The sequence below is a fragment of the Sphingomonas larreae genome, from assembly GCF_051400595.1.
Taxonomy (GTDB): Bacteria; Pseudomonadota; Alphaproteobacteria; order Sphingomonadales; family Sphingomonadaceae; genus Sphingomonas.
Window position 1 is genome coordinate 634,776 of record NZ_JBLFFI010000001.1, and the last position, 25,145, is coordinate 659,920.

Annotated in this window: 23 protein-coding genes and 1 tRNA gene; 9 read left to right on the forward strand and 15 right to left on the reverse strand. The window is 70.5% G+C overall.

All coding sequences use genetic code 11. The features are described from left to right. Window positions 1–61 precede the first annotated feature (61 nt). Window positions 62–334 carry a hypothetical protein gene (locus tag ACMGDM_RS02730; RefSeq protein ID WP_436802600.1) on the forward strand — a complete coding sequence of 91 codons (273 nt, stop codon included), beginning with the start codon at window positions 62–64 and terminating at the stop codon, window positions 332–334. A 34-nt stretch (window positions 335–368) separates the two neighbouring features. Here ACMGDM_RS02730 and paoC read toward each other — a convergent pair whose 3' ends face one another. The 5 genes from paoC to ACMGDM_RS02755 form a co-directional block, all read right to left on the reverse strand. Next, window positions 369–2,588, reverse strand: a complete 2,220-nt coding sequence (gene paoC / locus ACMGDM_RS02735; RefSeq protein WP_436802601.1) for an aldehyde oxidoreductase molybdenum-binding subunit PaoC — start codon at window positions 2,586–2,588, stop codon at window positions 369–371. 4 nt (window positions 2,589–2,592) lie between these two features. Next, window positions 2,593–3,561, reverse strand: a complete 969-nt coding sequence (locus ACMGDM_RS02740) for an FAD binding domain-containing protein (RefSeq protein ID WP_436802602.1) — start codon at window positions 3,559–3,561, stop codon at window positions 2,593–2,595. Further along, entirely contained in the window at window positions 3,558–4,208 is a 651-nt protein-coding gene (paoA, locus tag ACMGDM_RS02745) for an aldehyde dehydrogenase iron-sulfur subunit PaoA (protein WP_436802603.1), read from the reverse strand. Before paoA ends, ACMGDM_RS02740 begins: the two co-directional genes overlap by 4 nt. A 241-nt stretch (window positions 4,209–4,449) precedes the next feature. Then, on the reverse strand, window positions 4,450–6,954 hold the full coding sequence (locus ACMGDM_RS02750) for an ABC transporter permease (RefSeq protein WP_436803616.1): 2,505 nt from the start codon (window positions 6,952–6,954) through the stop codon (window positions 4,450–4,452). After that, on the reverse strand, window positions 6,945–7,616 hold the full coding sequence (locus tag ACMGDM_RS02755; protein WP_436802604.1) for an ABC transporter ATP-binding protein: 672 nt from the start codon (window positions 7,614–7,616) through the stop codon (window positions 6,945–6,947). The genes ACMGDM_RS02750 and ACMGDM_RS02755 overlap by 10 nt, the downstream gene beginning before the upstream one ends. A gap of 20 nt (window positions 7,617–7,636) precedes the next feature. Between ACMGDM_RS02755 and ACMGDM_RS02760 the strand changes: the two genes are divergently transcribed. Beyond that, complete coding sequence (locus ACMGDM_RS02760; protein ID WP_436802605.1) at window positions 7,637–8,392, forward strand: arylesterase; 756 nt, start codon at window positions 7,637–7,639, stop codon at window positions 8,390–8,392. 245 nt (window positions 8,393–8,637) lie between these two features. Here ACMGDM_RS02760 and ACMGDM_RS02765 read toward each other — a convergent pair whose 3' ends face one another. Then, window positions 8,638–8,847, reverse strand: a complete 210-nt coding sequence (locus ACMGDM_RS02765) for a hypervirulence associated TUDOR domain-containing protein (RefSeq protein ID WP_436802606.1) — start codon at window positions 8,845–8,847, stop codon at window positions 8,638–8,640. 118 nt (window positions 8,848–8,965) lie between these two features. Between ACMGDM_RS02765 and ACMGDM_RS02770 the strand changes: the two genes are divergently transcribed. Then, on the forward strand, window positions 8,966–9,157 hold the full coding sequence (locus ACMGDM_RS02770) for a hypothetical protein (RefSeq protein WP_436802607.1): 192 nt from the start codon (window positions 8,966–8,968) through the stop codon (window positions 9,155–9,157). Between the two features lie 246 nt (window positions 9,158–9,403). On the opposite strand, the gene ACMGDM_RS02775 is transcribed toward ACMGDM_RS02770, so the two are convergent. Together ACMGDM_RS02775 and ACMGDM_RS02780 are read right to left on the reverse strand one after the other, a co-directional pair. Then, on the reverse strand, window positions 9,404–11,437 hold the full coding sequence (locus ACMGDM_RS02775; RefSeq protein WP_436802608.1) for a TonB-dependent receptor: 2,034 nt from the start codon (window positions 11,435–11,437) through the stop codon (window positions 9,404–9,406). An 88-nt stretch (window positions 11,438–11,525) separates the two neighbouring features. Continuing rightward, on the reverse strand, window positions 11,526–11,927 hold the full coding sequence (locus ACMGDM_RS02780) for a hypothetical protein (protein ID WP_436802609.1): 402 nt from the start codon (window positions 11,925–11,927) through the stop codon (window positions 11,526–11,528). A gap of 200 nt (window positions 11,928–12,127) precedes the next feature. Here ACMGDM_RS02780 and ACMGDM_RS02785 point away from each other — a divergent pair, with 200 nt between their 5' ends. The 3 genes from ACMGDM_RS02785 to ACMGDM_RS02795 all read left to right on the forward strand — a co-directional run bounded on the left by ACMGDM_RS02785 (window position 12,128) and on the right by ACMGDM_RS02795 (window position 16,215). Further along, entirely contained in the window at window positions 12,128–14,005 is a 1,878-nt protein-coding gene (locus ACMGDM_RS02785; protein ID WP_436802610.1) for a methyl-accepting chemotaxis protein, read from the forward strand. A 414-nt stretch (window positions 14,006–14,419) separates the two neighbouring features. Next, the gene (locus ACMGDM_RS02790; RefSeq protein WP_436802611.1) at window positions 14,420–15,388 is read left to right on the forward strand and encodes an SDR family oxidoreductase; all 969 of its coding nucleotides are present in this window, start codon (window positions 14,420–14,422) and stop codon (window positions 15,386–15,388) included. After that, a complete protein-coding gene (locus ACMGDM_RS02795; RefSeq protein WP_436802612.1) occupies window positions 15,385–16,215 on the forward strand; it encodes an aldo/keto reductase in 831 nt (276 codons plus the stop codon). Before ACMGDM_RS02790 ends, ACMGDM_RS02795 begins: the two co-directional genes overlap by 4 nt. Before the next feature lie 8 nt (window positions 16,216–16,223). Here ACMGDM_RS02795 and ACMGDM_RS02800 read toward each other — a convergent pair whose 3' ends face one another. The 3 genes from ACMGDM_RS02800 to ACMGDM_RS02810 all read right to left on the reverse strand — a co-directional run bounded on the left by ACMGDM_RS02800 (window position 16,224) and on the right by ACMGDM_RS02810 (window position 19,232). After that, on the reverse strand, window positions 16,224–17,204 hold the full coding sequence (locus ACMGDM_RS02800; RefSeq protein WP_436802613.1) for a glycoside hydrolase family 43 protein: 981 nt from the start codon (window positions 17,202–17,204) through the stop codon (window positions 16,224–16,226). Window positions 17,205–17,280: 76 nt separating this feature from the next. Continuing rightward, window positions 17,281–18,576 carry an ATP-binding protein gene (locus ACMGDM_RS02805; protein WP_436802614.1) on the reverse strand — a complete coding sequence of 432 codons (1,296 nt, stop codon included), beginning with the start codon at window positions 18,574–18,576 and terminating at the stop codon, window positions 17,281–17,283. Continuing rightward, complete coding sequence (locus tag ACMGDM_RS02810) at window positions 18,573–19,232, reverse strand: response regulator (protein ID WP_436802615.1); 660 nt, start codon at window positions 19,230–19,232, stop codon at window positions 18,573–18,575. The genes ACMGDM_RS02805 and ACMGDM_RS02810 overlap by 4 nt, the downstream gene beginning before the upstream one ends. A gap of 108 nt (window positions 19,233–19,340) precedes the next feature. Between ACMGDM_RS02810 and ACMGDM_RS02815 the strand changes: the two genes are divergently transcribed. Then, window positions 19,341–19,946 carry a hypothetical protein gene (locus tag ACMGDM_RS02815; RefSeq protein WP_436802616.1) on the forward strand — a complete coding sequence of 202 codons (606 nt, stop codon included), beginning with the start codon at window positions 19,341–19,343 and terminating at the stop codon, window positions 19,944–19,946. 156 nt (window positions 19,947–20,102) lie between these two features. Here ACMGDM_RS02815 and ACMGDM_RS02820 read toward each other — a convergent pair. Then, window positions 20,103–20,177, reverse strand: a tRNA-Gln gene (locus tag ACMGDM_RS02820). A 36-nt stretch (window positions 20,178–20,213) separates the two neighbouring features. Next, window positions 20,214–21,353 (reverse strand): branched-chain amino acid aminotransferase, encoded by a 1,140-nt coding sequence (locus tag ACMGDM_RS02825; RefSeq protein ID WP_436802617.1) that lies wholly within the window; start codon window positions 21,351–21,353, stop codon window positions 20,214–20,216. 26 nt (window positions 21,354–21,379) lie between these two features. On the opposite strand from ACMGDM_RS02825, the gene ACMGDM_RS02830 reads away from it, so the two are divergent. Continuing rightward, window positions 21,380–21,886, forward strand: coding sequence for a MarR family transcriptional regulator (locus tag ACMGDM_RS02830; RefSeq protein ID WP_436802618.1), 507 nt, complete (start codon window positions 21,380–21,382; stop codon window positions 21,884–21,886). A gap of 188 nt (window positions 21,887–22,074) precedes the next feature. Here the strand turns inward: ACMGDM_RS02830 and ACMGDM_RS02835 are convergent, their stop codons facing one another. Beyond that, window positions 22,075–23,589 (reverse strand): S10 family peptidase, encoded by a 1,515-nt coding sequence (locus ACMGDM_RS02835; RefSeq protein ID WP_436802619.1) that lies wholly within the window; start codon window positions 23,587–23,589, stop codon window positions 22,075–22,077. A 204-nt stretch (window positions 23,590–23,793) separates the two neighbouring features. Beyond that, window positions 23,794–23,997 carry a hypothetical protein gene (locus ACMGDM_RS02840; protein ID WP_436802620.1) on the reverse strand — a complete coding sequence of 68 codons (204 nt, stop codon included), beginning with the start codon at window positions 23,995–23,997 and terminating at the stop codon, window positions 23,794–23,796. A 194-nt stretch (window positions 23,998–24,191) separates the two neighbouring features. On the opposite strand from ACMGDM_RS02840, the gene ACMGDM_RS02845 reads away from it, so the two are divergent. After that, complete coding sequence (locus ACMGDM_RS02845) at window positions 24,192–24,974, forward strand: 3-keto-disaccharide hydrolase (protein WP_436802621.1); 783 nt, start codon at window positions 24,192–24,194, stop codon at window positions 24,972–24,974. The last annotated feature ends 171 nt before the right edge of the window (window positions 24,975–25,145 follow it).

Genomic DNA, 25,145 nt, shown 5'->3' on the forward strand with positions numbered 1-25,145 from the left:
CTCGATAGTCACCACGGCCCTCACCGCAGCACGATAGAGCCTCTGTGAGGTCTCCGTTGCTGTGAACGCTATCGAAGAGCGGAAAAGTGTCAACTGCGGTTTCGGTATAATCTCTCCGCCGATTGATCCGACGAAATTACCACGACCAATCAACTATTCTGTTATTTACTTTTATTATCTTCATTGGTGGCGGCAGTTTTCATCGGACCCGAACGCCGAAGAGGGCGCATTTTTCTCCATTTTCGAGAGCGATAGCGCCCTGCCGCGCGCCAGCCGTGTGGACGCGGCCGATCGCCGGCACGCCGCCGGCGACGAGCCGATGATCGACCGCTGATGTCGCGACGGCTTCACACCGCGCCGGCCCGGGTTCACACCAGGGCGGGCAGATCCGCGAGATGTTTGTCGAGTGTGACCGGATAGTCACGCACCCGCACGCCCGTGGCATTGTAGATCGCATTCGCGACCGCAGCACCGACACCACACAGGCCGAGCTCGCCGACGCCCTTGGCCTTCATCGGATTCGCCTTGTCGTCGGCCTCGTCGAGGAAGAGGACGTCCTGGTGCGGGATGTCGGCATGGACCGGCACCTCATAGGTGGCGAGATCGTGGTTGATGAACAGGCCGAAACGCTTGTCGACCGCGAGTTCCTCCATCAGCGCCGAGCCCACCCCCATCGTCATCGCGCCGAGCACCTGGCTTCGCGCCGATTTGGGATTGAGGATGCGCCCCGCAGCGCAGACCGCGAGCATCCGCCGCAGCCGCGTCGCGCCGGTATAGGCGTCGACGCCAACTTCGACAAAATGCGCGCCGAAGGTGGAGAGCTGCCACGTCTTGTCGAGCCCGCCAAACTCGATCTTGTCCTCGCCGGTCAGCTCACCCTGTGCCGCTGCTTCGGCGAGCGCCACCGCGCGGTTGCCCGCGACCACCTTGCCGCCGACGAACTGCGCATCGGCCGAGTTGATGCCGGCACGCTGCGCCACCGCCTCGCGCAGCTTGACGCAGGCGGCATAGACGCCCGCGGTGGCGTTGGCGGCGCCGAACTGCCCGCCCGAACCCGCCGACACGGGGTAGGACGAGTCACCCAGCCGCACCGTGACCTGCTCCATCGGCACGCCCATCATCTCCGCCGCGGTCTGCGCGATGATGGTGTAGCTGCCGGTGCCGATGTCGGTCATGTCGGTCTCGACCGTGACGCGGCCGTCGCGCGCGAGCCGCACCCGCGCCCCCGAGGTGAAGTTGATGTGGTTGCGGAACGCCGAGGCGACGCCCATCCCCACCAGCCAGCGGCCGTCGCGCACCTGTGCGGGCGTCGCGCTGCGTCGCGCCCAGCCGAACCGCTCGGCGCCCTCGCGCAGGCAGCGCACCAGCTGGCGCTCGGAGAAGCGCCGCTCCGGCTTCTCGGGATCGACCATCGTGTCGTTCCTGATGCGGAACTCGACCGGATCGAGCTTGAGCTGCTCGGCCATCTCGTCGATCGCGATCTCCAGCGCCATCATGCCGGGCGCTTCGCCGGGTGCGCGCATCGCATTGCCCTCGGGCAGGTCGAGCACGGCAAGCCGCATCGCGGTCAGCCGGTTCTTGCCCGCGTACAGCAGCTTGGTCTGGTTGACCGCGGTCTCGGGCTTGCCCTCCGGCTGGTCGCCCGAGCCGCTCTCGTGCGCGATCGCGGTGATCGTGCCGTCAGCGGTGGCGCCGAGGCGGATGCGCTGGCGCGTCGCCGGGCGGTGCGTGGTATTGTTGGCGATCTGCGGACGCGCCAGCGCGACCTTCACCGGCCGCCCCGCCGCGCGCGCGCCCAGCGCCGCCAGCACCGCGTCGGCACGCAGGAACAGCTTGCCGCCGAAACCGCCGCCGACATAGGGCGAGACGAAGCGGATCTTTTCCTTGGGAATGCCGAGCGTGAGCGCGAGATCGCCGCGCCCCCAGTTGATCATCTGGTTCGAGGTCCACACCGTCAGCTCATCGCCGTTCCACGCCGCCAGCGAGGCAAACGGCTCCATCATCGCGTGGCTGTGGTCGGGCGTGGTGTAGCGCTGGTCGAGCTTGACCGGCGCGGCGGCGAAGGCGCGCTCGAACTGACCGGTGCGATCGATCGGCGGGGCGCCGCTCCCCTCCTCGCTGTCGCCGCCAGTGAGCGGCGCGGTCTTGAGCGCGGCGTCGAGGTCGAAGCGCCCCGGCGCACGCGCGTAGTCGACGCGTACCAGCGCCGCCGCGGCGCGTGCCTGTTCGAACGTCTCCGCCACCACCAGCGCGATCGCCTGATGGTAGTGATCCACCTCCGGGCCGCCGAACAGCTTGACGGTATTGTACTTGCCCTTGCCGAGCTTGCCTGCGTCGGCGGCGGTGACCACCGCGATCACGCCCGGCGCTGCCTTGGCGGCGGCGGTATCGAGCGTGCGGATGCGGCCCTTGGCCACCGCCGCACCGACGACATAGCCATAGGCCGGATTGGCCACCTCGCGGTGTTGCTCATAGGCATAAGGCGCGGTGCCGCTGGTCTTGAGCGGACCGTCGATGCGGTCGTGCGCGCGACCGACCACGGTCATGCGGTCGATCGGGTTAGGGCCCGCGGGCGTGTCGAACTTCATGGCCTCAGCCCTTCTTCTGCGCGGGCGTGCCCGCCTGGGCGAGCACCGCGGCGAGCGCGCGCGTCGCCAGCGGCAGCTTGAACTTGTTGTCCTCGGTCGGCGTCGCGCCCTGGAAGGCGCGCGTGGTCACCGCCGCGGCACCTTGCGGCAGCAGCGCCTCCGCCTCCGCGACCCGCCACGGCTTGGGCGCGACGCCACCGAACGCCACCCGCCCGCTGCCGTCGCGCTGGATCACCGCCGCGACCGATACCAGCGCGTAGGCATAGGAGGCGCGATCGCGCACCTTCTCGTAGAAATGCTCGCCGCCGATCGGCTTGGGCAGCACCACCGCGGTGATCAGCTCGCCCGGGCGCAGGTTGGTGTCCTGCTCGGGATGGTCGCCCCACAGCCGGTGGAAGTCGGCGATCGGGATCGCGCGGCGCTGCCCGCTCGCGTCGACCGTCTCCACCACCGCGTCGAGCACACGCATCGCCACCGCCATGTCGCCGGGAAAGGTGGCGATGCACGACGAGCTCACCCCGATGACGCCGAGCTGGCGCGAATAGCCGCCGATTGCGGCGCAACCATCACCGGGCTTGCGCTTGTTGCACGCCATGTTGGTGTCGTAAAAATACGGGCAGCGCGTGCGCTGGAGCAGGTTGCCCGCGGTCGAGGCCTTGTTGCGCAACTGCCCCGAGGCGCCCGCCAGGATCGCGCGGCTGAGCACGCCATAGTCACGCCGCACGCGCGCGTCGGCGGCGAGATCGGTGTTGGTGACGAGCGCGCCGATGCGCAGTCCGCCCTCCCTGGTCTTCTCGATCGTGTCGAAGCCGAGGTCCTGGACGTCGACGAGGTGCGTCGGCGTCTCGATCTCGAGCTTCATCAGGTCGAGCAGATTGGTGCCGCCCGCGAGGAACTTGGCGCCGGGCCGCTGCGCGACCGCGCGCGCCGCCGCCACCGCGTCGGTCGCGCGCTCGTAGGTGAAGGTCCTCATGCGCGCTCTCCCCCGCCCTTGACCCCGGCCACCTCGGCGACCGCCTCCGCGATGTTCGAATAGGCGCCGCAGCGGCAGATGTTGCCGCTCATCCGCTCGCGCAGCTCCATGTTGGTGAAGCGCGCCTTGGCGGTGAGGTCGCCCTGCACATGGCTGGGAACGTCGCGCTTGATCTCGTCGAGCACCGCCACCGCCGAGCAGATCTGCCCCGGCGTGCAATAGCCGCACTGATAGCCGTCGTGCTTCACGAACGCGGCCTGCATCGGGTGGAGCTTGTCGGGTGTGCCGAGCCCCTCGATCGTGGTGATCGAGTCGCCCTCGTGCTGGAGCGCTAGGCTGAGGCACGAGTTGATCCGCCGCCCCTCGACGATCACGGTGCACGCGCCGCACTGGCCGTGGTCGCAGCCCTTCTTGGTGCCGGTGAGGTGAAGATGCTCGCGCAGCGTGTCGAGCAGGGTGGTGCGGGGATCGAGCGTCAGCGCATGCTTCTCGCCGTTGACGGTGAGGTTCACCGGCATGGTGGCGATCGCGCTTGGCGGCGTCCGCTGCGGGGCTGCCGCGGCGGGCGCCGCCGCGGCCATGGCGCTCGCCGCACTACCGGCGAGTACCCCGCGGCGCGATAGGGTGAAATCTGCCGTGTCGGACATCGCCGCGTCTCTCTTCCCGCCCTGTGAGGCATTGACCCAAGTCCGTCCGGACTTGTCGCAAATCCTAACGTATCAGCAGCCGATGTGGATCAGTCGTTTCACTCAGGAAGGCGATGAATCAGGTTCATCATCGTGCGATGGCCTGCCTGAGCAAGCAAACTGATGTATCCGAGCTCGAAGCCCTCTCCCCTGTGCGGGAGAGAGCTTATAGCCGCGGAGCTACGCACGAACAGCCTCCCCGTCACAGCTCCCGCAGCGCCGCCGCCGGTCGTGCCCGCAGCACCGGCAGGCTGCCGGCGACGCCGATCGCCACCGTCGCCACCACGCCGACCAGCAGTGTGACCGCGACCGCTCCCCAGTCGGGCAGCCACTCGAACCCGAACAGCTCGACCACCACGTACCAGCCTCCTGCCACACCCAGCAGCAGCGCCACCGCCGCCGCCACCAGCGCGAGCAGCGCATATTCGAGCAGCTGCATCGCCAGCACCTGTCGCCGCGTCGCACCAAGCACCTTGAGCACCACTGCGTCATAGGTGCGGGTCGCGCGCGCTGCCGCGATCGCGCCGACCAGCACCGCCACGCCGGCGAGCACCGCCACGCCCGCCGCGGCGGCGATCGCGGTCGCCATCTGGCGCACCACCGTCTGCACCTGCGCGAGCACGCCACCGACTTCGATCACCGACAGGGACGGAAAGCGCGGCAGCAGTGCGCGCGTCACCGCGCCGGTGCGCGCCGCGGGCATGTCGATCGTCGCGGCGAGGTTGTGCGGCACGTCGGCGAGCGCGCCGGGCGAGAACACCAGCACGAAGTTGAAGCCGAGCGTGTCCCATGCGATGCGACGGAACGACGCGATCGTCGCGGTGCGCTCCAGCCCGAGCACCGACACCGTCAGCGGATCGCCGATCTTGAGCCCGAGCGACTGCGCCAGCCGCTCGTCGACCGACACCAAGGGCCGGCGTGCCTCCGCCGCGTTCCACCAATGGCCCGCGCTGAGCGTGCTCCCCGCGGGCAGCGCCGCGGCGAAGGTCAGCCCGCGCTCGCCGCGCAGCGCCCAGGCGCCCTCTGGTATCTCGGCGAGATCGGCGACTCGGGTCTTGGCATAGCCGGTGATCGTGCCGCGCATCAGCGGCACCGTCGCGATCACCGCACCCGGTGCCGCGCCCGCGACGGTCGCGCGGAACGCGCCCTCGCGCTCGGGCGGCACGTCGAGCACGAACAAAGCGGGCGCGCGCTCGGGCACGCTGCGCGTGATGTTCCCGTCGAGGCTGGTGCGGATCGTCGCCAGCAGCACGAAGAGGGTGAGGCCCAGGCCCAGCGCCACCACCAGCGTGACCGTGCGCGCGCCGGGCCGGTGGAGCGCGGCCAGCGCGAGCCGCGGCAGCGGGCGCCGCGGCGCGGGCAGGCGTGCGGCAAGCCATCTCACCGCATGGCCGAGCGCGACCAGCAGCAGCAGCGTCGCCGCGGCGGCGCCGAGGAAGCCGGCGGCGAACAGCGGCCGCTCGCTGGTCACGAGCACCAGCGCCACCAGCGCGCCGCCCGCCGCGGCCATCCACGCCGCCGCGACGCGCCCGCCCCTCACGCGTCGATCGTGGACGCCGCGCAGCAGCGCCGCCGCCGGCACGCGCCCGGCAGCGACCAAGGCGGGCGCGCAGAAGGCGAGTGCGATCAGCAGCCCGTAGAGCGCGGCGAGCGCGAGCGGCAGCGGCGCCACCACGAAGCCGGGCGCCACCGGCAGCACCGCGCCGGCGAGCGCGCCGACCAGCGGCACCGCGATCAGCCCGGCGGCCAGCCCCAGCACGATCCCGATCCCCGCCACCGCGAGCACCTGGATGAGGTAGACGCGTGTCACCGTCGCCGATGTCGCGCCGAGCACCTTGAGCATCGCCACGCTGGCGCGCCGCTGCTCGAGATAGGAGGAGACGCCATTGCCCACGCCAATCCCCGCGATCACCAGCGCGGCGAGCCCGACCAAGGTCAGGAATTCACCCATCCGCGCAATGAAGCGGCTCGCCCCTGGCGACGCACGGTCACGCGTGCGCGTCTCCCACCCCGCCGCGGCGAAGCGCTTGCCGAAGCTTGCCACCACCGCTGCGGGATCGCGCGCGCCGAGCGCGACCCGGTATTTGGTCTCGTACAGGCTGCCGGGCTGGACCAGCGCCGTGCGCGCCAGCCCCGCGCTCGACACCAGCACGACTGGCCCGAAGCTGAAGCCCTCGCCCAGCCGGTCGGGTTCGTCCGCGATCACCCCGCCGATCCGGAATGTCGCCGCACCCAGCCGCAGCGGGTCGCCGACCCGCAGGCCGAGCCGCTCGGCCAGCGCAGGCGCGACGAGCGCCACGTCCGCCGCCGGCGCGCGCGCGACGTGCCCACCCGCGAGCGTCAGCCGCCCGTAGAGCGGATAGGCCGCGTCGATTGCCTTGAGCTGGACCGGCGCGGTCGCGCCGTCGCGCGCGACCGCCATCGACTGCATCCGCACCGTCTCGGACACGCGACCGAGCCGCGCGATCGCGGCGCGCTCGTCAGCGTCCGCGACGCGCTGCGAGATCGCGAACTCGGCATCACCCCCGAGCAGCACCCGCCCCCGTGCCGCCAGTTCGCCGGTGATCGCCTGGGTGAGACTGCCGATTGCCGCCAGCGCGCCGACGCCGAGAAACAGGCACAGCAACAGCAGCCGCAGTCCCTTGAAGCGTAGCGACAGCTCGCGCCGGGCGAGCCGCCACGCCAGCGGCCAGCCGCTCACGCCAATCGCCCGTCGGCGAGCTCGAGCACGCGGTCGCAGCGCTGCGCCAGCGCGGGATCGTGCGTGATGATGACGAGGCTGGCGTCGGTGGCGCGACGGCGCTCGAACAGCAGCTCCACCACGCGCGCGCCGGTCGCGGCGTCGAGATTGCCGGTCGGCTCGTCGGCGAACACCAGCGAGGGGCGCGGCGCCAGCGCGCGCGCGATCGCGACGCGCTGCTGCTCCCCGCCCGAGAGCTGCGCGGGATAATGGTCGAGCCGGTGCGCCAGGCCGACCGCCGCCAGCTCCGCTTCCGCCCGCGCACGGGCGTCGCCCGCGCCCTGGAGCTCGAGCGGGACCATCACATTCTCGCGCGCGGTCATCGTCGGCAGGAGGTGGAAGGCCTGCAGCACGATCCCGATCCGGCCGCGCCGCGCCACCGCCAGCGCGTCCTCGTTAAGCGCGGCGAAGTCGAGCCCGGTGACCTCGACGCTGCCCGAGGTGGCACGCTCCAGCCCGGAGAGGACCGCCATCAACGACGATTTCCCCGAGCCCGAGGCACCGAGCAGCGCGACGCTCTCGCCCGCGGCAACCTGGAGATCGACCCCGCGCAGGATCTCGACCGGCTCGGCGCCGCCGAGCGTGAGCCTTACATCGCGCGCGGCGATGACCATATGCGGCGCCGACATTCAGCGGAGCCGATGCGTTCGTGACGAGATCATATCTGACATATGCGGCGCCGGCGGCGCTTGTCCAAGCCGCGCTGTTGGTCGGCGGCTGTTCCAACGCCGACGACGCCGCGCCCGAGACGATGCGCGCGGGCGGCAACGACACCGCCACCGGCCCGGAGCCGATCGCGACCGTGCCGGTACGCGGCCCGGAGCGGACGGTGCTGGCGTTCGGCGACAGCCTGTACGCGGGCTATGGGCTGAGCCGCGGGCAGAGCCTGCCCGACGCGATCCAGGCACGGTTGCGCGCCGCAGGGATCAACGCGCGGCTGGTCAATGCCGGCGTCTCGGGCGACACCACCGCGGACGGTCGCCGGCGCCTCGCCTACACGCTCGACCGGCTCGGCACGACGCCCGACCTGGTGCTGCTCGGGCTCGGCGGCAACGACGTGCTGCGTCAGCTCGATCCCAAGGTGACGCGCGACAATCTTGCCGCGATGCTGGACGAGCTGGCCCGGCGCAAGATCCCGGTGGTGCTCACCGGCATGCTCGCGCCGCCCAATTTGGGTCCCGATTATGCGGGCCGGTTCAACGCCATCTTTCCCGAATTGGCGAAGCAGCATCACGCGCCCCTGTACCCGTTCATCCTCGACGGCGTACTCGGCAACCGCGCCCTCATGCTGCCCGACGGCGTGCATCCCAACGCCACCGGCGTCACGCGGATCGCGGACCGAGTGACGCCGCTGGTGCGGGCCGCGCTGGCGGCGACGGACGCCGGAGGTGATCCCGCGCGCTGAGCCGGCGCATGGTGGTGAGACTTCGAGTACCGTCGCGGTCGCACAAACTACCGTCATCCCGGCGCAGGCCGGGATCCACCGTTCCGCATACTCGGTGGCCGACGGATGTGCGGCACCGTAGATCCGGGCCTGCGCCGGGATGACGGTAGAGGGCGGGATCACGGTTGTGAGCCGGAAAAACGGTAGGGCCGGGATGAAGTGAGATGGAGTGGTGGGGCGCAGCGACGACGCCCCGCTCGCCGATCTCACGCCTTCTTCAGCTCGTCCGGCTTGTGCACCGCTTCCTTGCCCGACTTGTCGCTCTTCACGCGATATTGCGGATCATCCTTGGTGGCCTTGGCGGTGTGACCGCCCGCCTTGGTGGTCGAGGTCTCCTTCTTCACCACCTTGCCGCTGGTCTGCCCCTGCGGCGTGTCCCACTTCACCTTGTCACCGGCTTTCAGGCTCTTGGTCATGGCGCTCTCCTGTCGATCGCCGGACTAAAGTGGATCAGTCGCACACTTGTTCCGATATGCCGGGACATGCGGCCTTTCGCGCGTTCGCGGGTTGAGCCACGCGACCGAGGAGAGCATCATGACGGACCCCGAGAAGATCACCACCGGCGCCAACGATCGCGCGCGCGACGAACCGCTCGCCACCACCGCGCCGGGCATCCCCGACGACGCGCTGCTGCCGGGCGAGGACCTGCCCGAGCCGCCGAGCGACGAAGAGGTGGCGCGCGTCGCTCGCGCGCTGGGCGCACCGGTGCCCGCGGCGGAGAAGTGAGGACGTGCTGCCGGGGATAGCGTCGATCGCTTTACCCCCGGCAGCGACCCGGCAGAGGCCGGTCCATCCAAGCCGATCCGTGCTCCCGCGTCCGCGGGAGCCCAGAGCGGCAAACCGTACCGTCGGCGCGCCTGGACTCCGGCGAGCGCCGGAGCAGGCTTACGGCTAAGATGAGGTGGGTCGAACGCCGGTCCGGGCCATGTCGCGCGACGTTGCTGACCTCGGGCTCCCGCTCGCCCGCCCCGCTCAGAACCGCGCCCGCACCGCCCCGGCCAGCGTGCGCGGATCCGCCGGCGCGTGGAGCCGCTGCGTCCCGTCGTACCAGACATATTCGTAGCGATCGTTCGCCAGGTTGCGCAGCTGCACCGACAGCTCCACCGCGCGCGTCAGCCGATAGCCCGCCTCCGCGGTCAGCTGGAAATAGCGACCATAGCGACCCTGCGCGTTCGCCGGCGTCAGCTCGTAAGCCGACTGGCCGTTGCCCCATAGCGAGCCCCGCCACCGCCCGGCGCGCGGCGCCCATTCCACCCCGGCGGTGTAAACGTCGCCCGGCACATGGTCGATCGCGTTGCCGGCCTGTGACGGGGTCGCCGGGTCGGGCACGCGGATCACCGCTTTCTGGTGCGACCAGCTCGCCCAGGCCGACAGCCCGGCGACCGGCCGCACGCTCGCCTCGAGATCGAGCCCGCGGCGCCGCGTCGCGCCGAGATTGTCGAACTCGCCCGCAGGATCGTTGAGCCGGCGGCGCAGTTCGCCGGTCGCGGTCTGCTGCCACACCGCGGCGCGCGCGGTCAGCCATCCGCCGCGGGCCAGCCGCACGCCCGCCTCATAGCCCTCATTGATCGAGGCGGCGACGTCGCGCGCGCGCGGCGGCACCAGGAACGCACCCGAGCCCGCGCCGATCTGGAAGGTCCGCCCGTAATTGCCGTAGCCGGTGACGCCCGCCACCGGCTCGACCGCGACCGACAGCTTGGGCTGGCTGATCGTGCCATAATCATTGACCGGGTAGCGCTGCCCGTTGAGCCGGTTGACGTATTCGCCACCGACTCGGTCGACACGCCACGCCGGGGTCACGCGCAGCCAGCGCGTCGGTGTCGCCACCAGCTGGACATAGCCGCCGCCGACGGTGAGATCGACATCCTGGTCGCGCGTCGCCGCGACGACGCGCCGCCGCTCGGTGGTCCAGCGCTGGCTGATGTTGTGCTGCCACTGCACGTCACCGCCCGCTTCCGCCATCAGCCAGGACGCGGCGTGCCAGTGGAGCGCGCCGATGACGCCATAGTGCTGCTCCTCGGTCAGCCGCTGCTGCTGCGGCACGCCCGCCGAGAAGCGCACATAGCGATTGTCGTCGATGGTATTGGCGTAGCCGGTGAGCGACAGCGCCACCTGCTCGGTGGGCGCGGCGTCGAGCGACACCGCATATTGGCCGAGCTCGCGCGTGCCGCCGTCGCTCGCCGACACGGGATACGACCGCCGCCGATCCGTGTACGCGTCCGCATCGGTGAGATAGCCCGGTTCGTCCGCGGCGGCGCGACTGTGGCGCGCGATCAGCCCGAGCTGCGCGCCGCCGAGATCCACGCGCCACTTGCCCGACAGCGTCAGCCGGTCGAAGCCGGCATGGTCGCGATAGCCGTCCGACCTGCGATAGCCGACCGCGAGATTCTGGCTCAGGCGTCCCGTCTCGGCGCCCGCCGCCAGCTGCGCCTCGGCGGTGCCGAACGCGCCCGCGCTGATACGCGTGTCGAGGTATGTTCCGCCGGTGCGCGTCACGATGTTGGCGCTGCCCGCGATGGCGTGAAGCCCCCAGCGCGGGTCCGAGGTGCCGCGAACCAGCTCCACCGACCCGATCGCCAGCGGCGAGACGAGATCGATGAAGTCCATCCGCCCGGCATTGTCGTTCGACGGAATGCCGTCGATCAGCAGCTTCACCGCGTTGAGCTCGCCCTCGCCGTTGAAGCCGCGGATCGAGAAGCGGCCCGAGGTGGTGCCCTGGCCGAAGTCGGTCAGCACCACGCCGGGCAAGCGCGCGAACAGCTCCCAGGCATTATCGACGTTCTGCCGCTGCGCGACATCACCGCCGAGCACGTCAACCGAGGTGAGCACGTCGCTGGTGGCGCGCGTCATCGATTGGGCGGTGACGACCACGTCGCCGATCGCGAGGCCGGTGCCCGCGGTGTCATCGCGGGCGACGTGCGGTTCGGGCGCGGGCGCCTGCGCGCGCGCCACAAGGGGACTACAGGCGAGCGCGACCGCGCTCGCGGGAAGAAGGAGGCGTGACATGGGGATCCGATCGTTCGCGCACCCGCGGGCGCGCTGCCGCTGACGGTGCCGGACGCGCGCTGGGCGGCGACCGGCGAGGTTGGTCCGATCAGGCCAGCGTCGGGGGCGCGTGCGGCGGGGGGCGTGTGTGGGCCGCGGGAACCACGCGGAACACCCGTCGGGGCAGCGCCGCGATGATCCAGTGCGACCGAATGGGCAATGCGAGCGGCAGGGGATCGCCGGCGGCGAGCGTCGGCTGGCCGAGCCCGGCAAAGGCGCAGCTCGTCTCGGCGTGCGTGTGCGGATCGCGATTGGTGGGATGATGTCCGGCGTGGGGCGACGGCACCACCACGACGTCGCTCCACTCCGGGCATGCAACCAGCACCATGCCGTGCGCCGAGGCGGCGGGCATGAAGCCGGGTGGCGCGAGCAGGCGGAGCGCGAGCGCGGCGAGCAGCAGCCAGGCGGCCAGCGCCGGTCGTCGCTCGATCAGATGCCGCCACCGCTCCATGCCGCCAGCCTAGCCGCGATCGCGCCGCGTGTCGCCGGTGCACCGCAGGCAGGGAGTCGTGCGTCGGGGCGATCCGGCCTTAAGCATCGGCTAACCATCCTAAGCGGCAATTGTAAATATCGCGTTTAGCCGGCAACGTTCGCTAAGATATTGGCAATTCCTAGGTTCTATACACAGGTTTAGATCATGAGGCCTGTGTCATGAAGAACCTGAAGATTAGTGCCAAGCTGCTCACCGCCTTCGGCATCCTCGCCGCTGCGCTGGTCGTGATGGCGGCGATGTCGATTAGCGCGCAAAGCAAGTTGAACGATGCGGCGGAGACGCTTGGCCGCGACCGGCGGGACAAACTGATCGCGATCGCCACCGTGAATACCAGCACGTCGGATTATCGCGTCGCAGAGGCGGCCAGCATTCTGTCGACCGAGCCCGAGGCGATCCGCGCGGCGGAAAAGGATGCGGCGAACACCGACGCGCTGATCAATCAGAACGTCACGCTTCTCGACAAGAAACTGACCAATCCCAAGGCGGTCGCGGCGCTCGGCGTTTTCCGTCAGCATTGGGCCGCCTATATGGCGCAGTCTCGCGCGACGCTGCAGCTGTCGCACAACAATCAGAACGACGCGGCACTTGCCTCCTATCGCGCTAGCAAGAGCGCCTTCGATCGCGGCAACGACGACGCGGCCGAGATGCAAGCCATTCAGATCAAGCTGATGGAGGGCGAAATGGACGCGGCCAGCGACCTGTATCGCTGGTCGCGCAATAGCTCGATCGGCATCGCCGTCGCTGCACTCGCGCTCACCGTCTTCATGTTGCTGTCGCTGATCCGCGGCATCGCCACCCCGCTCGCCGCAATGACGTCGACGATGCGGCGGCTTGGGGCGGGCGATCTCAACGCCGACGTGGCGGTGGATCCGCGCCGCGACGAAGTGGGCGAACTCGCCACCTCGATGGTCGCCTTCCGCGACCAGCTTGTCGCCGCCGAGCGCGCCAAGCAGCAGCAGACCGCACTGATCGTCGACAGCGTCGGCAACGGGCTCGACGCGCTCGCGCGCGGCGACCTCACCGCACGCATCAACGCCGAGCTGACCGGGCCGTTCGCCAAGCTGAAGACCGACTTCAACCATGCGATGGACTCGGTGGCGACGACGCTCACCGCGGTGAACGCCAGCGCCGAGGGCATCACCAACGGCGCGGGCGACATCCGCCAGGCGTCCGACGACCTGTCGCGCCGCACCGAGCAGCAGGCTGCCAGCCTCGAGGAGACCGCCGCCGCGATGCACGAGATCACCACGACGGTGCGCGACACCGCCGCGAACGCGGTGAAGGCGAACAGCGCGGTGATCGAGACCCGCAAGGATGCCGAGCAGTCGGGCGATGTCGTGCGCCGCGCGGTGGACGCAATGAACGGCATCGAGCGCTCGTCGACCGAGATCAGCGAGATCATCGCGGTGATCGACGGCATCGCCTTCCAGACCAACCTGCTGGCGCTCAACGCCGGCGTCGAGGCAGCGCGCGCGGGTGATGCCGGCAAGGGCTTCGCGGTGGTCGCCAGCGAGGTTCGTGCGCTGGCGCAGCGCTCGGCCGATGCCGCCAAGGACGTGAAGAGCAAGATCAACGCCTCGACCGAGCAGGTCGACGCCGGGGTCACGCTGGTGGCGCAGGCGGGCGAGGCGCTGACACGCATCACCGGCCGGATCGGCGAGATCAGCGCGCTGGTCTCGGACATCGCCTCCGCGGCCGAGCAGCAGGCCACCGGGCTGCAGCAGGTCAACACCGCGGTCAGCGAGATGGACGGCGTCACGCAGCAGAATGCCGCAATGGTCGAGGAAGCCACCGCGGCGGCGCGCAGCCTCGCCGAGGAGACCGAGAATATGTCGCGTCAGGTCGCCCGCTTCCGGCTGAATGATCGAGCCCCGTCAGCGCTGCCCGCGCCGGCCGCCGCCTCCGGCGCTGGCTCGCCGGTACACCAGCTGCAAGCGCGTGCGGCGCAGGCCGGCGCGCGGATCGCGGCGGGCGCGCGTGCCACCCGCAGCAGCGCCGCCGTAGCGGTGGCGCAGGACGACTGGTCGGAGTTCTGATCGCGGCATAGGCCATCGGGCTGGCGGTCGCCGCCGTCGAGCTGCCCGGAAGCCCTGTCCTACACGCGCCGCGTCGTGCGACCCCGGCTCAGCGCTCTTTCTCATCGCCGGCGGTCGCGCGCAGCGGCCGCCGGTGCTCATCGGATCGACAATCGGCGCCGGTCCGCGCCCCGCGTCTCAACATTCGTGCCGCGCCCCGGCCCGAACCGCGCCGGCGCCTCAACTTTCTCAACATTCGCGGCGGGCAGGCGCCGGCGAGGCGATGTCACGCTCAACGAATTTCCTGTCATCACAGCCAGTTGAGGCAGGCACCCGTCGCCGCCTCGGCGCCGCGCGAATGTTGAGACACGCCAACCCGGCGGAACGTCGCTTTCCCCCGATCGTCCACAGCCGTGGGCGACGAGAGGAAACGACATGGGCAAGCGTGATCAGCTGCGGGTGGTCATCACCGGCGCATCGAGCGGCATCGGCGCCGCCACCGCGATCGCCTTTGCGCGACGCGGCGCGCGGCTGGTGCTCGCGGCGCGGGGCGCGGCCGGGCTCGACGACGTCGCGGCGCGCTGTCGCAGCGCCGGGGGCAGCGCGGAGACGCGCGTGGTCGATGTCACCGACGCCGCGGCGGTCGCCGCGCTGGCGCAGGAGGCACGTGCGACGCTCGGCGCCATCGACTTGTGGTTCAGCTGTGTCGGCGTCGGCGTGGTGGGGCGCTTCCACGACGTGCCGCTCGCCGATCATACGCGCGTGGTCGAGGCCAATCTGCTGTCGCACATGAACGAGGCGCATGCGGTGGTGCCGATCTTCCTGGCGCAGGAGCGCGGCACCTGGGTTAACATGATCTCGGTCGGCGGCTTCGTCGCGACGCCCTTTGCCGCCGCTTATGCCGCCAGCAAGTTCGGGTTGCGCGGGTTCAGCGAGGCGCTCCGCGGCGAGCTGTCGAAGCACGCGCACATCCACGTCTGCGACGTCTATCCCACCTTCGTCGACACGCCCGGGATCGATCACGCCGGCAATTACTCGGGCGCGCGATTGTCGCTGCCGCCCGGCGCGCTCGCTCCGGAGACGGTAGCGAAGGCGGTGGTGCGGCTCGCCCGTCACCCGCGTAATACCGTGGTGGTGGGGGCGCCTGCGCTGTTGCTCAAGCTCGGCCAGTTCGCCGCGCCCAACCTGATGGCGGCGGTGATGAACGGCTTCATGGACGTATGGTCGGCGCGGGCGCCGCGCGGCGCCGACACCGCGGGCGCGCTGCACGAGCCTCCCGCCGCGCCGAGCGGACCGGACGGCGGACGCCGCGACCCGCATCGCGGTCGCAAGGCCGCCGCTGCCGGGGCGGCTGCGCTGGCGGCGCTCGCGGGCATCGCGCTCTGGCGCGGGCGCGCGCGATGAGGTCGGTGCGGCTGCGCGACGGCACGTCGGTGCCCGCGCTCGGCCAGGGCAGCTGGATGATGGGCGAGCGCGCCGACGCGCGCGCTGCCGAAGTCGCCGCGCTGCGCGAGGGGGTCGCGCTCGGGCTGACGCTGATCGATACCGCCGAAATGTACGCGGACGGCGAGTCCGAGCGGGTGGTCGGCGAAGCCATCGCCGGGCAGCGCGAGGCGGTGTTCCTGGTCAGCAAGGCCTATCCGCAGAACGCGTCGCGTCAGCGGCTGGCGGCCGCGTGCGAGGCTAGTCTCGAGCGCGTCGGTACCGACCGGCTCGACCTCTACCTGCTGCACTGGCGCGGCAGCGTGCCGCTCGGCGAGACGGTGGAGGCGATGGAGCGGCTGGTTGCCGCGGGCAAGATCCTGCGCTGGGGCGTGAGCAACCTCGACCGCGACGACATGGCCGAGCTGGTCGCCGCCGGCGGGGCGGCCTGCGCGACCGATCAGATCCTCTACAATCTGACGCGGCGCGGTCCGGAGCATGATTTGCTCCCCTGGCTGGCCGACCATGGCATACCGGCAATGGCGTACAGCCCGGTCGAGCAGGGTCGATTGCTCGGCCATCCCGTGCTCGCCGCGCTGGCGGCGGCGCGCGATGCCACGCCCGCGCAGGTCGCGCTGGCGTGGCTGCTCGCACGCGACGGGACGATCGCGATCCCCAAGGCCGCCCGCATCGCCCATGTCCGCGAGAACCGCGCCGCCGCCGATCTCCTTCTTACCGCCGAAGAGATCGCTGCGCTCGACCGCGCTTTCCCGCGCCCGCGCGGACCGGTGCCGCTGGAGATGCTGTAAGCCGCGGTTCAGCCGGCCGGGCCGGTGACGCCCGCCTCGGTCTGCACCACCGGCTTCATCGTGCCGTCGGGATTATAGTGGAGATACTCGACCGTTACCGCACGCCGCCCGATCGCACCGTTGAGGTCGCCGATCGCGAGCGTCGCATTGTGGAGGAACAGGTACCAATGCTTCTTGAACTCGGCGATACCGGGATGGATGGTGAAGCTGTACTTGCCCGATCCGGTGAGCTCGCCGCGATAGGTCCACGGCCCGCGGATCGTCGGCGCCGTCGAATAGGAAATCTTCTCATCACGATGCTTGCTGCGATCGAGCGAGGCATAGGTGAGGTAATAGAGGTTGCCGCGCTTGTGCAGCCACGGGCCCTCCTCGAAGTGCGGCGGCGTGATCTCGGTGATCGGTCCGTCGAGCTCGATCATGTTGGGCTTGAGCTTGGCGATATAGCATTGCCGGTTGCCCCAGGCGATCCAGGTGGTGCCGTCGTCGTCGGTCAGCACGGTGGGGTCGATGTCCTCCCAGCTGTGCGTGCCCTTGGGCGTCATCTCGTTGGTGATCAGCGCCGAGCCCTTGGCGTCGACGAACGGACCGGTGGGCTTGTCCGCCACCGCCACCGCGATCGCCTTGCCGGGGTGCGTTGCGTCATGCTCGACCGCGGCGTAGAACCAATATCTGCCGTTCTTGCGGATCGTCTGCGAGGCCCAGGCGTCCTGCTTGGCCCACTTGAAATCCTTGACGTTCATGATCGGACCGTGGGCCGTCCAATGACGCATGTCGGTGGTGGAATAGACCAGCCACTCGCGCATGTTGAACATCTCGTCGCGCTGCGCCTCGTCGTGCCCGACATAGAGGTACAGCCGGTCGCCGACGACCAAAGGCGCGGGATCGGCGGTGAACTTGTCGTGGAAGAGCGGGTTCGATCCCGGCACCGGTGTGCTCGCCGCCACCGCACCGCTCGCCAGCATCGCCAATACGCCCAGAAAGCTCGTCATCCGCACGCGCACCGATCCTCTTCCTATCCTATCAGATCGGCAGCTTAGGCGGTCCTCGTCGCGGGGCAAGCGACGATCACGCCGCCGGCAAGGTCAGTCTGACGCAAAGCCCGCCGCTCGCCGCCGCGTCGAGCGTCAGCGTGCCGCCGTACAGCGCCGCCAGCTCGGACGCGATCGCGAGCCCGAAGCCATGGCCGTCGCCGCGCTCGTCGAGCCGCGTGCCGGGACGTGCCACCAGCGCGCGCGCCTCCGGCGCGATGCCCGGGCCGTCGTCCATCACCTCGACCCGCAGCCAGCGCCCGTCGCGACGCGCGCGCACGGTGACCAGCGCGGTGGCATGGCGCGCCGCGTTGTCGAGCAGATTGCCGAGCAGCTCGTCCAGGTCCTGCGGGTCGACCGCGACGACCAGATCGTCCACCACGTCCAGCGCGATCCGCTTCGCCCGGTGCAATGCGCCGACCGCAACCGCGAGGTCCGTCAGTGCGGGATGCAGCGGCGTCGCGGCGCGATGGTCGATCGCGGCGGCGCGGGCGCGCGCGAGATGGTGCCGGATGGTGCGGTCCAGCCGATCGACCTGCGCCGCCTGATCGGGCCGGTCGCGCAGGTCGAGCGCGAGCGCGGCGACCGGCGTCTTGAGCGCATGCGCCAGGTTGGCGGCGGCACCGCGCGCCGCGGCGAGCGCGGCCTCGTTGTCCGCGGCGAGCGCGTTGAGCTCGGCCGCCAGCGGCAGCAGCTCGGCCGGCTGATCCTCGTCTACCCGTGCGCGCTGCCCGGCGCGGATCGCGGCGACCTGATCGCGCAGGCGACGCACCGGCGCGAGCCCGACGCGCAGCTGCACCAGCAGCGCGGCGGTGAGCAGCGCCGCCACCGCAGCGAGCGCGGCGAGCAGCGGCGCGAGCGCCCCCTCGATCGGACGGCGCACCACCGCGCGCGGCGCCGCGGCGGTGAGCGTCACCGGCCCGCGGCGAGAGGCGATCACCAGCTCGCGCGCGTGCACCGCCCCCTGCCCCTCGCGCGGCCGCACTCCGCCGGGTCCGACCGGCCCGGCCGGCGGCGGCGGATCGAGCGGCGGGAAGTCCGCCGTCCCGACGCGGCCGTCCGGCCCCGTGACCCGCCAGCGCCAGTCCGGCCCCGCCTCCAAAGCGCCGCGCACGCGCGCGAGCCGCGCCCGGTCGACGCGACCGTCGGCATCGACCGTGCTGGCGAGCAGCGTCACCTCGGCATCGAGCCGGCGGTCGAGCCCCTCGACCACGAACCGCCCGAGCAGCACCGCGATCGCCGCGCCCGCGAGCACGAGCGCCGCGCCCGTTGCCAGCGCGGCCACCAGCAGCATGCGCGCCTGGATCGAGCGCGGTGCGCGTGCGCCGCTCACTCGCCCACCAGCCGGTACCCGCGCCCGCGCACCGTTTCGATCAACGCCGCACCAATCTTCTTGCGCAACCGGCCGACGATCACCTCGAGACTGTTCGAGTCGGTGTCGGCGTCGCCCTCGTAGACGCGCTCGAGCAGGTCGAGCCGCTCGATGACCGCGCCCTTGCGGAGCATCAGCTGCGACAGCACGCGCCACTCGAGCGCAGTGAGCTTGAGCGGCAGCCCGTCGAGCTCGAACGTGCCGGTCGGCGCGTCGAACGACAACGGGCCGGCGCGCAGCAATGGCTGGGCATGGCCGGCGGCGCGGCGCACCAGTGCGCGCAGCCGCATCACCAGCTCCTCGACGCGGAACGGTTTGACGAGATAGTCGTCGGCACCCGCCTTGAAGCCCGCCACCTTGTCGGACCAGCCGTCGCGTGCGGTGAGCACCAGCACGGGCAGGTCGCGCCCGGCGGCGCGCCACGCGCGCAGCACCGCGACTCCGTCCTGCCCGGGCAGACCGAGATCGAGCACCGCGGCGTCATATTGCTCGGTCTCGCCGAGATGCGCGGCGTCGATGCCGTCGCTGACGAGATCGACCGCGCAGCGTTCGTCGCGCAATGCGCGCGCGATACGGGGACCGAGGTCGCGGTCATCCTCGACAAGCAGGATACGCATGAGAGGCGGCTATACACCGCGCTTAAACCGAAACTGAACCGCCCGGTTCAGCGCGGGTGACGAGGGCCGGGCGTAGAGCCGGTGCATCGCAAGCAGAGGAGCTGATCGATGACCCTTCTACCCCATGTCACCGCCCCACGCCGCCTCGCTCTGGCGGGCGCGGCGCTGCTGGCGCTCGGCGCCGCGGGTGGCGCCGGCGCGATGGCGCTGACCCGCCCCGCGGTCGAGATGGCGCCGACCGTGCCGACCGCGGTCGCCAAGCTGCCGCAGTCGAGCGGCGTCGTCACGGTGCGCGGCCGCGTCGCCGCAGTGTACGGCGATCGCTTCGTCGTCGAGGATGCGACCGGGCGCGCGCTGGTGGACGCCGGGCGCGACTCGGCGCCGCGCGCGGGCGCGCCCGTGCTGGTGCAGGGCCGCTACGACGAAGGGCAGTTGCGCGCGCGCTTCCTGGTCGACAGCGCGGGCGCGCGCGAGGTCGGCCCGCCGCCGCCGCCGCGCGGCCCGGGCGCGCCGCCCGTCCCGGGTGCCGGGGCTCCGCCGCCGCCGCCGGGTGCCGGAGCGCCTCCCCCGCCGCCGCCGGGCGCGGGTGCACCGCCGCCCCCGCCCGGTGCGGGAGCGCCGCCGCCTCCGCCGGCCGCGGGGGGCGTGCCGGCACCCGACGGGAGCGCAGCCCTGCCCCTGCCGCCCACCGGCACCGCAGCGACGCCGCGCTGAACCGCTGTTGGAGAATGCGAGGCTTCGGAGCGATCCGAGGCCTCGCCACCTTACATAGACGCATGTCGGCCCTGCCGCGACGTGAGCGCTGCTGACTCGCGTTCCATACAGCTGACGTCACTGAAGGCGACGAATTCCGGAGCAATGATGCGCTGCTGGCTGGGGCGGCAGGATTCGAACCTGCGAATGCCGGTACCAAAAACCGGTGCCTTACCGCTTGGCGACGCCCCAACAGGCTCGCGCGCTTAGCCGCGCGCGGCGCAAGACTCAACCGATACGTCGCAGCCAGCCGTGCGGATCGGGCGCGCGTCCGCGCTGGACCGCGCTCAGCCGGTCGAGGAAGCGCGCGGTCAGCTGGCCGGTAGCGCCGCTGCCGATCGTGAACTCATAGTCCGGCCCGGCAGCGCGACCGATCGGGGTCACCACCGCGGCGGTGCCGCAGGCGAAGCTCTCCACCAGCCGCCCGCTCGCCGCGTCGGCGCGCCACTGGTCGAGCGCATAGGGCTCCTCGCGCACCACCAGCCCCTCGTCGCGCGCGAGGCGGAGGATCGAATCGCGCGTGATGCCGGGCAGAATCGTGCCGGTCAGCGGCGGGGTCTGCAGCGAGCCATCCTCGAAGACGAAGAAGATGTTCATGCCGCCCAGCTCCTCGATCCAGCGCCGCTCGGCGGCGTCGAGGAACACCACCTGATCGAAGCCGCGGCGGATCGCCTCCTGCTGCGCGACCAGGCTGGTGGCGTAATTGCCGCCGCACTTGGCGGCGCCGGTGCCGCCCGGCGCGGCGCGCGTATACTCGTGGCTGACCCACAGCGACACCGCGCGCGCTCCGCCCTTCCAATAGGCACCGACCGAGGAGGCCAGCACCATGTAGAGATATTCGGCCGAGGGTTTCACGCCCAGGAACGCCTCGGAGGCGATCATGAACGGCCGTAGGTAGAGCGAGCCGCCCTCGACCGAGGGCATCCACTCGCGCTCGGTAAGCACCAGCCGCTCGCACGATTCGAGGAACAGCTCCTCGGGCAGCTCGGGCATCGCCATGCGCCGCGCCGAGGCGTTGAACCGGCGCGCATTGGCCTCGGGGCGGAACAGCGCAAGTCCGCCGTCCTCGAGCCGATAGGCCTTCAGCCCCTCGAAGATCTCCTGCGCATAGTGGAGCACCGACGAGGCCGGGTCCATCGTCAGCGCGACACGCTCGCCGATGCGCCCGTCGTGCCAGCCGCGCCCTTCCGAATAATGCAGGATCGCCATGTGATCGGTGAAGACGCGACCGAACCCCGGATCGACCAGTCGCGCGGCGCGCTCGTTGGCGGAGACGGGCGAGGGATGCGGCTCGAACGCGAAATTCACGGAAATCAGCTCCCGATCGGCAGGATGGTCGTTGGCGGGCGCCGCGACAGACAATCGCATTGCCGGGTTGCGGTGGCCTAGGGCCGATGGCAAAGCCGGTCAACATGGCTGCCCCAACCCATTCCGCCTCGCCGCTCTTCCTCCGCGAGACCGAGATCCGCCGCGGGATCGAGTTGCTCTATTTCGGCAACAGCCACATCACGCGGTCGATCGATCGCGGGCTCGCCAAACAGGGTCTCGGTCGCGCGCACCACCGCGCGCTGTATTTCATCGCGCGCAAGCCCGACATGCCGGTAAGCGACCTGCTCGCGCTGCTGGCGATCACCAAACAGTCGCTCGGGCGCGTGCTCAACGAGCTGATCGAGCGCGGGCTGGTGGACACCCGTCCGGGCGAACGCGACCGCCGCCAGCGGCTGCTGCGGCTTACGCCGGCGGGCAGCGCGCTGGAGAGCGAGCTGTACGATTCGCTGCGGGAGAAGCTCTCCGCCGCTTATTCGCGCGCGGGCCAGGGTGCGGTGACGGGCTTCTGGGCGGTGCTCGAGGGGCTGATCCCGCCCGAGGAGATGGGCCGGGTCGAAGCGCTGCGCGGGTAAGGTCTACGGGACCGATGCGCCATTGCGTCGATCGCTACTGCCAAGTCACCGCGTTCCCGCGCACGCGGGAACCCAGGGCCAAGCAGAACAATCGATCGAAACGTTCGCGGCCGCTAGGCTCCCGCGTGCGCGGGAGCACGGGAACGGCGCCGATCGAACCAAGCGCCGTGACGTGACCGCCAGTCCGCTCACCCGGCGCCGTATAGCCGCTCAGCATCGGCCTTGAACGCCGCACCGCTGTCGCCCCGCGAGTAGAACATGTGTCCGCCCGGATAGACGCGCAGCTGGACACGCTCCGCCGCGCCGAACGCGGGCATCTGGTCGACGATCAGCCGCGACGCGAAATAGGGGCAGGACAGATCGTCCCAGCCGTGCACGATCATCACCTTCATCTTGGGATCGTTGGCGATCGCCTTGCGCAGGTCGGTCACCGGCGTGTCCGCCGGCTTGCCGCGGTCCCACGCCTCGTTCACCTTGTACGATAGCGCGTTATAGCGCGCGTCCGTCTTCCAGCCGATTTCGCGCGTGACGAAATCGACCATCGCGCTGGTGGTTGGCGCGATCAGCGCATCAAGGATCGGATCGTTCGAGCGCTGCTGCGATGACCAGGGGAAGGGATCAAACGCGGTGACGTTCGAATCGTAGACGCTGCCGATCGTCCCCTCGCCACGGTGGATCTCGCGCAGATAGGTTCCGGTGTCGACGCGCCCGCCGAGCTTCTGCACCAGCGCGGGTTCGAGCCCGGTGAGCTGTGTCACCCGCCCGACGACGCGCCCGGTCGCCTCGGGGTCTGAGCGACCGCGCAGCAGGTCGCGCGCGAAATCGCCGCGGGTATAGGCTTCCACTTCCGCCATCGCGGCGGGAGTCAGCTTGCCCTGGCGCTCGAGGTTGGCCGCCGACATCGAGGGCAGCGCGATCATCCACGGCAGCGGCGAGAGCGCAGTGGCGTCGTCGCCCGAGGCCGGATCGAGATAGGGCGAGACCATGATCAGCCCGTTGATCCCGACCCCGATCTGCGATTGCAGCTCATAGGCGATCCGCGGCGCGCGATAGCCGCCGTAGCTTTCGCCCATGACATATTTGGGCGAGCGCAGCCGCTCTTCCTTGACGAGCCAGTCGTACACCACCTTCGACAGGTAACGAATGTCCGGGTCGTTGGCGTAGAACGCCTTCTTGGTCGCGTCGGCGTCGACCAGGCTACGGCTGAAGCCGGTGCCGATCGGATCGATGAAGACCAGATCGGTGAAATCGAGCCAGCTGTTGGGATTGTCGCGTGCGATCGGCGCGTCCGAGGGAGCGTCGCCCTGCGCGCCGAACTGGACGCGCTTGGGGCCGACCGCGCCCATGTTAAGATAGACCGACGCCGCGCCGGGCCCGCCGTTGAACGCGAAGGTCACCGGACGTGACGGATCGCGGCCGGGCACGACATAAGCGGTGTAGACGATCTGGCCGATCTCCTTGCCGCTCTCGTCGCGCACCGCGATCGTGCCGACGCTTGCCTTGTAGCTGATCGTGCGCCCGCCGATCCGCGCACTCTGGCTGATCGTCTTGTCGCCAGGCAGCGGCGGCAGCTTGACGCCATCGTCCTCCTTCTTGCTCTCCACCTTGGTGACGGTCTTGTCCGTCTTGTCGGACTGGGCGTGGGTGACGCCGCTGGTGCCGAACAGCAGCGTGGCGAGCAGCAGGCGGAGCGGTCGAGCCAAGATAGTGATCCCTGTACGTCCGCGGCGACGGCGCGGTTGATGGCGGCAGCGGTACAAGCCCGCCGGCGCGACTGGCAAGCCGCGCAGCGAGCCGAAGGTGGCGCGTCACGCCGCCTCCGGCAAGCCCACCAACCTTACTATAGGCCGTACAGCCCGGCCGCGCGTGTCACCTCGAGTGGCGCGATCGGGATCTCGTCGGCAAGGTCACGCCGGCCACAGCCCGCTAGGCGTCGGCTCGAGATCATGCTGCTCCTCGATCGACCATGCTTCGTCGGACAAGCGCTCGCCACGCATCCAGTGCCGGTCCTGCTCGTCGCCGGGCGGCAGGTCGCGAGCGAGCGCTTTTTCCAGCTCTTCCTCCGCATGCAATGCCCTGACTCGTTGCTCGGCGGCTTGACGATCGGTCATGATGGCTCTCCTCGGCGAGAGTGGGAACGTTCGACGGCTCGTTTCGGCGGCGGGGAATGGCGCTGATCTGGCTCAATCGCGCGCCCGGCACGTCGGTTCGCCGCGGCGAGGCTAGGAGGTTGCGTGCGGACGCGTTACCAGCGTCATGGATGCGAACCGCATTGTGATCGGGAGTATCGAAGAGGATGCGAGCTATGAAGGGTATCGTGCTGGGCGTCGGGCTGTCGCTCGCCTCGTCCGCGGTGATGGCGCAGGGCCAGCAGGGTGATCCCAAGGCGACCGAGCAATGGTCGCCCGCGGTACCCGTGGTGGCGCCGGGCGCGTTCGCCGCCTGGGCCGCGCCCGCCGACGCGATCGTGCTGTTTGACGGCACGAACCTCGATCGCTGGAGCGCGGTGAAGACCGGCGGCGCCGCCGGCTGGACCGTCGCGGACGGTGCGGTGACGGTGAAGAAGGGCACCGGCAACATCCAGACCAAACAGTCGTTCGGCAGTTACCAGCTCCACCTCGAATATCGCATTCCCGCGGGCATCACCGGTGAGGGGCAGGCGCGCGGCAACAGCGGGCTGTTCCTCGCCTCCACCGGCCCGGGCGACGACGGCTACGAGCTGCAGATAATGGACAGCTACAACAACCCGACCTACGTCAACGGCCAGCTCGGCGCGGTCTACAAGCAGACGGCGCCGCTCGCGAACCCGGCGCGTCGTCCGGGCGAGTGGCAGACGATCGACGTGACCTGGGACGCGCCGCGCTTCGGCGCGGACGGCGCGGTCACGCGCCCGGCGTACGTCACCGCTTATTACAACGGCGTGCTGGTGCAGGACCATACCGAGGTGCGCGGCGGGACCGTCTACATCGGCAAGCCCAGCTACAAGGCGCATGGCAAGGCGCCAATCAAGCTGCAGGACCACGGCGACCCAAGCGCGCCGATCAGCTTCCGCAACATCTGGATCCGCGAGCTGCCCGAGCGCGGCTGACGCGCTGGTGCGGGGCGGGGCTCCTCCAAAGGGCGCAACCCGGCCTCACCCGCTGACGGCGTGAGTGCCCGTGGTCCGGCCTGCGCGCCGACCGCCCAACCCACCGCCGTCATCCTGCGCTTGTCTAAGGATCCACCGGCCCGCATGCGCCGCACGCGCCGAGAGTGCGGG

What these genes read in the sequence shown, in the direction of transcription:
- paoC (WP_436802601.1), bottom strand. Translation starts at nt 2,588, where the DNA reads ATGAAGTTCGACACGCCCGCGGGCCCTAACCCGATCGACCGCATGACC.
- ACMGDM_RS02740 (WP_436802602.1), bottom strand. Translation starts at nt 3,561, where the DNA reads ATGAGGACCTTCACCTACGAGCGCGCGACCGACGCGGTGGCGGCGGCG.
- paoA (WP_436802603.1), bottom strand. Translation starts at nt 4,208, where the DNA reads ATGTCCGACACGGCAGATTTCACCCTATCGCGCCGCGGGGTACTCGCC.
- ACMGDM_RS02755 (WP_436802604.1), bottom strand. Translation starts at nt 7,616, where the DNA reads ATGTCGGCGCCGCATATGGTCATCGCCGCGCGCGATGTAAGGCTCACG.
- ACMGDM_RS02765 (WP_436802606.1), bottom strand. Translation starts at nt 8,847, where the DNA reads ATGACCAAGAGCCTGAAAGCCGGTGACAAGGTGAAGTGGGACACGCCG.
- ACMGDM_RS02770 (WP_436802607.1), top strand. Translation starts at nt 8,966, where the DNA reads ATGACGGACCCCGAGAAGATCACCACCGGCGCCAACGATCGCGCGCGC.
- ACMGDM_RS02775 (WP_436802608.1), bottom strand. Translation starts at nt 11,437, where the DNA reads ATGTCACGCCTCCTTCTTCCCGCGAGCGCGGTCGCGCTCGCCTGTAGT.
- ACMGDM_RS02780 (WP_436802609.1), bottom strand. Translation starts at nt 11,927, where the DNA reads ATGGAGCGGTGGCGGCATCTGATCGAGCGACGACCGGCGCTGGCCGCC.
- ACMGDM_RS02785 (WP_436802610.1), top strand. Translation starts at nt 12,128, where the DNA reads ATGAAGAACCTGAAGATTAGTGCCAAGCTGCTCACCGCCTTCGGCATC.
- ACMGDM_RS02790 (WP_436802611.1), top strand. Translation starts at nt 14,420, where the DNA reads ATGGGCAAGCGTGATCAGCTGCGGGTGGTCATCACCGGCGCATCGAGC.
- ACMGDM_RS02795 (WP_436802612.1), top strand. Translation starts at nt 15,385, where the DNA reads ATGAGGTCGGTGCGGCTGCGCGACGGCACGTCGGTGCCCGCGCTCGGC.
- ACMGDM_RS02800 (WP_436802613.1), bottom strand. Translation starts at nt 17,204, where the DNA reads ATGACGAGCTTTCTGGGCGTATTGGCGATGCTGGCGAGCGGTGCGGTG.
- ACMGDM_RS02810 (WP_436802615.1), bottom strand. Translation starts at nt 19,232, where the DNA reads ATGCGTATCCTGCTTGTCGAGGATGACCGCGACCTCGGTCCCCGTATC.
- ACMGDM_RS02815 (WP_436802616.1), top strand. Translation starts at nt 19,341, where the DNA reads ATGACCCTTCTACCCCATGTCACCGCCCCACGCCGCCTCGCTCTGGCG.
- ACMGDM_RS02825 (WP_436802617.1), bottom strand. Translation starts at nt 21,353, where the DNA reads ATGCGATTGTCTGTCGCGGCGCCCGCCAACGACCATCCTGCCGATCGG.
- ACMGDM_RS02830 (WP_436802618.1), top strand. Translation starts at nt 21,380, where the DNA reads ATGGCAAAGCCGGTCAACATGGCTGCCCCAACCCATTCCGCCTCGCCG.
- ACMGDM_RS02840 (WP_436802620.1), bottom strand. Translation starts at nt 23,997, where the DNA reads ATGACCGATCGTCAAGCCGCCGAGCAACGAGTCAGGGCATTGCATGCG.
- ACMGDM_RS02845 (WP_436802621.1), top strand. Translation starts at nt 24,192, where the DNA reads ATGAAGGGTATCGTGCTGGGCGTCGGGCTGTCGCTCGCCTCGTCCGCG.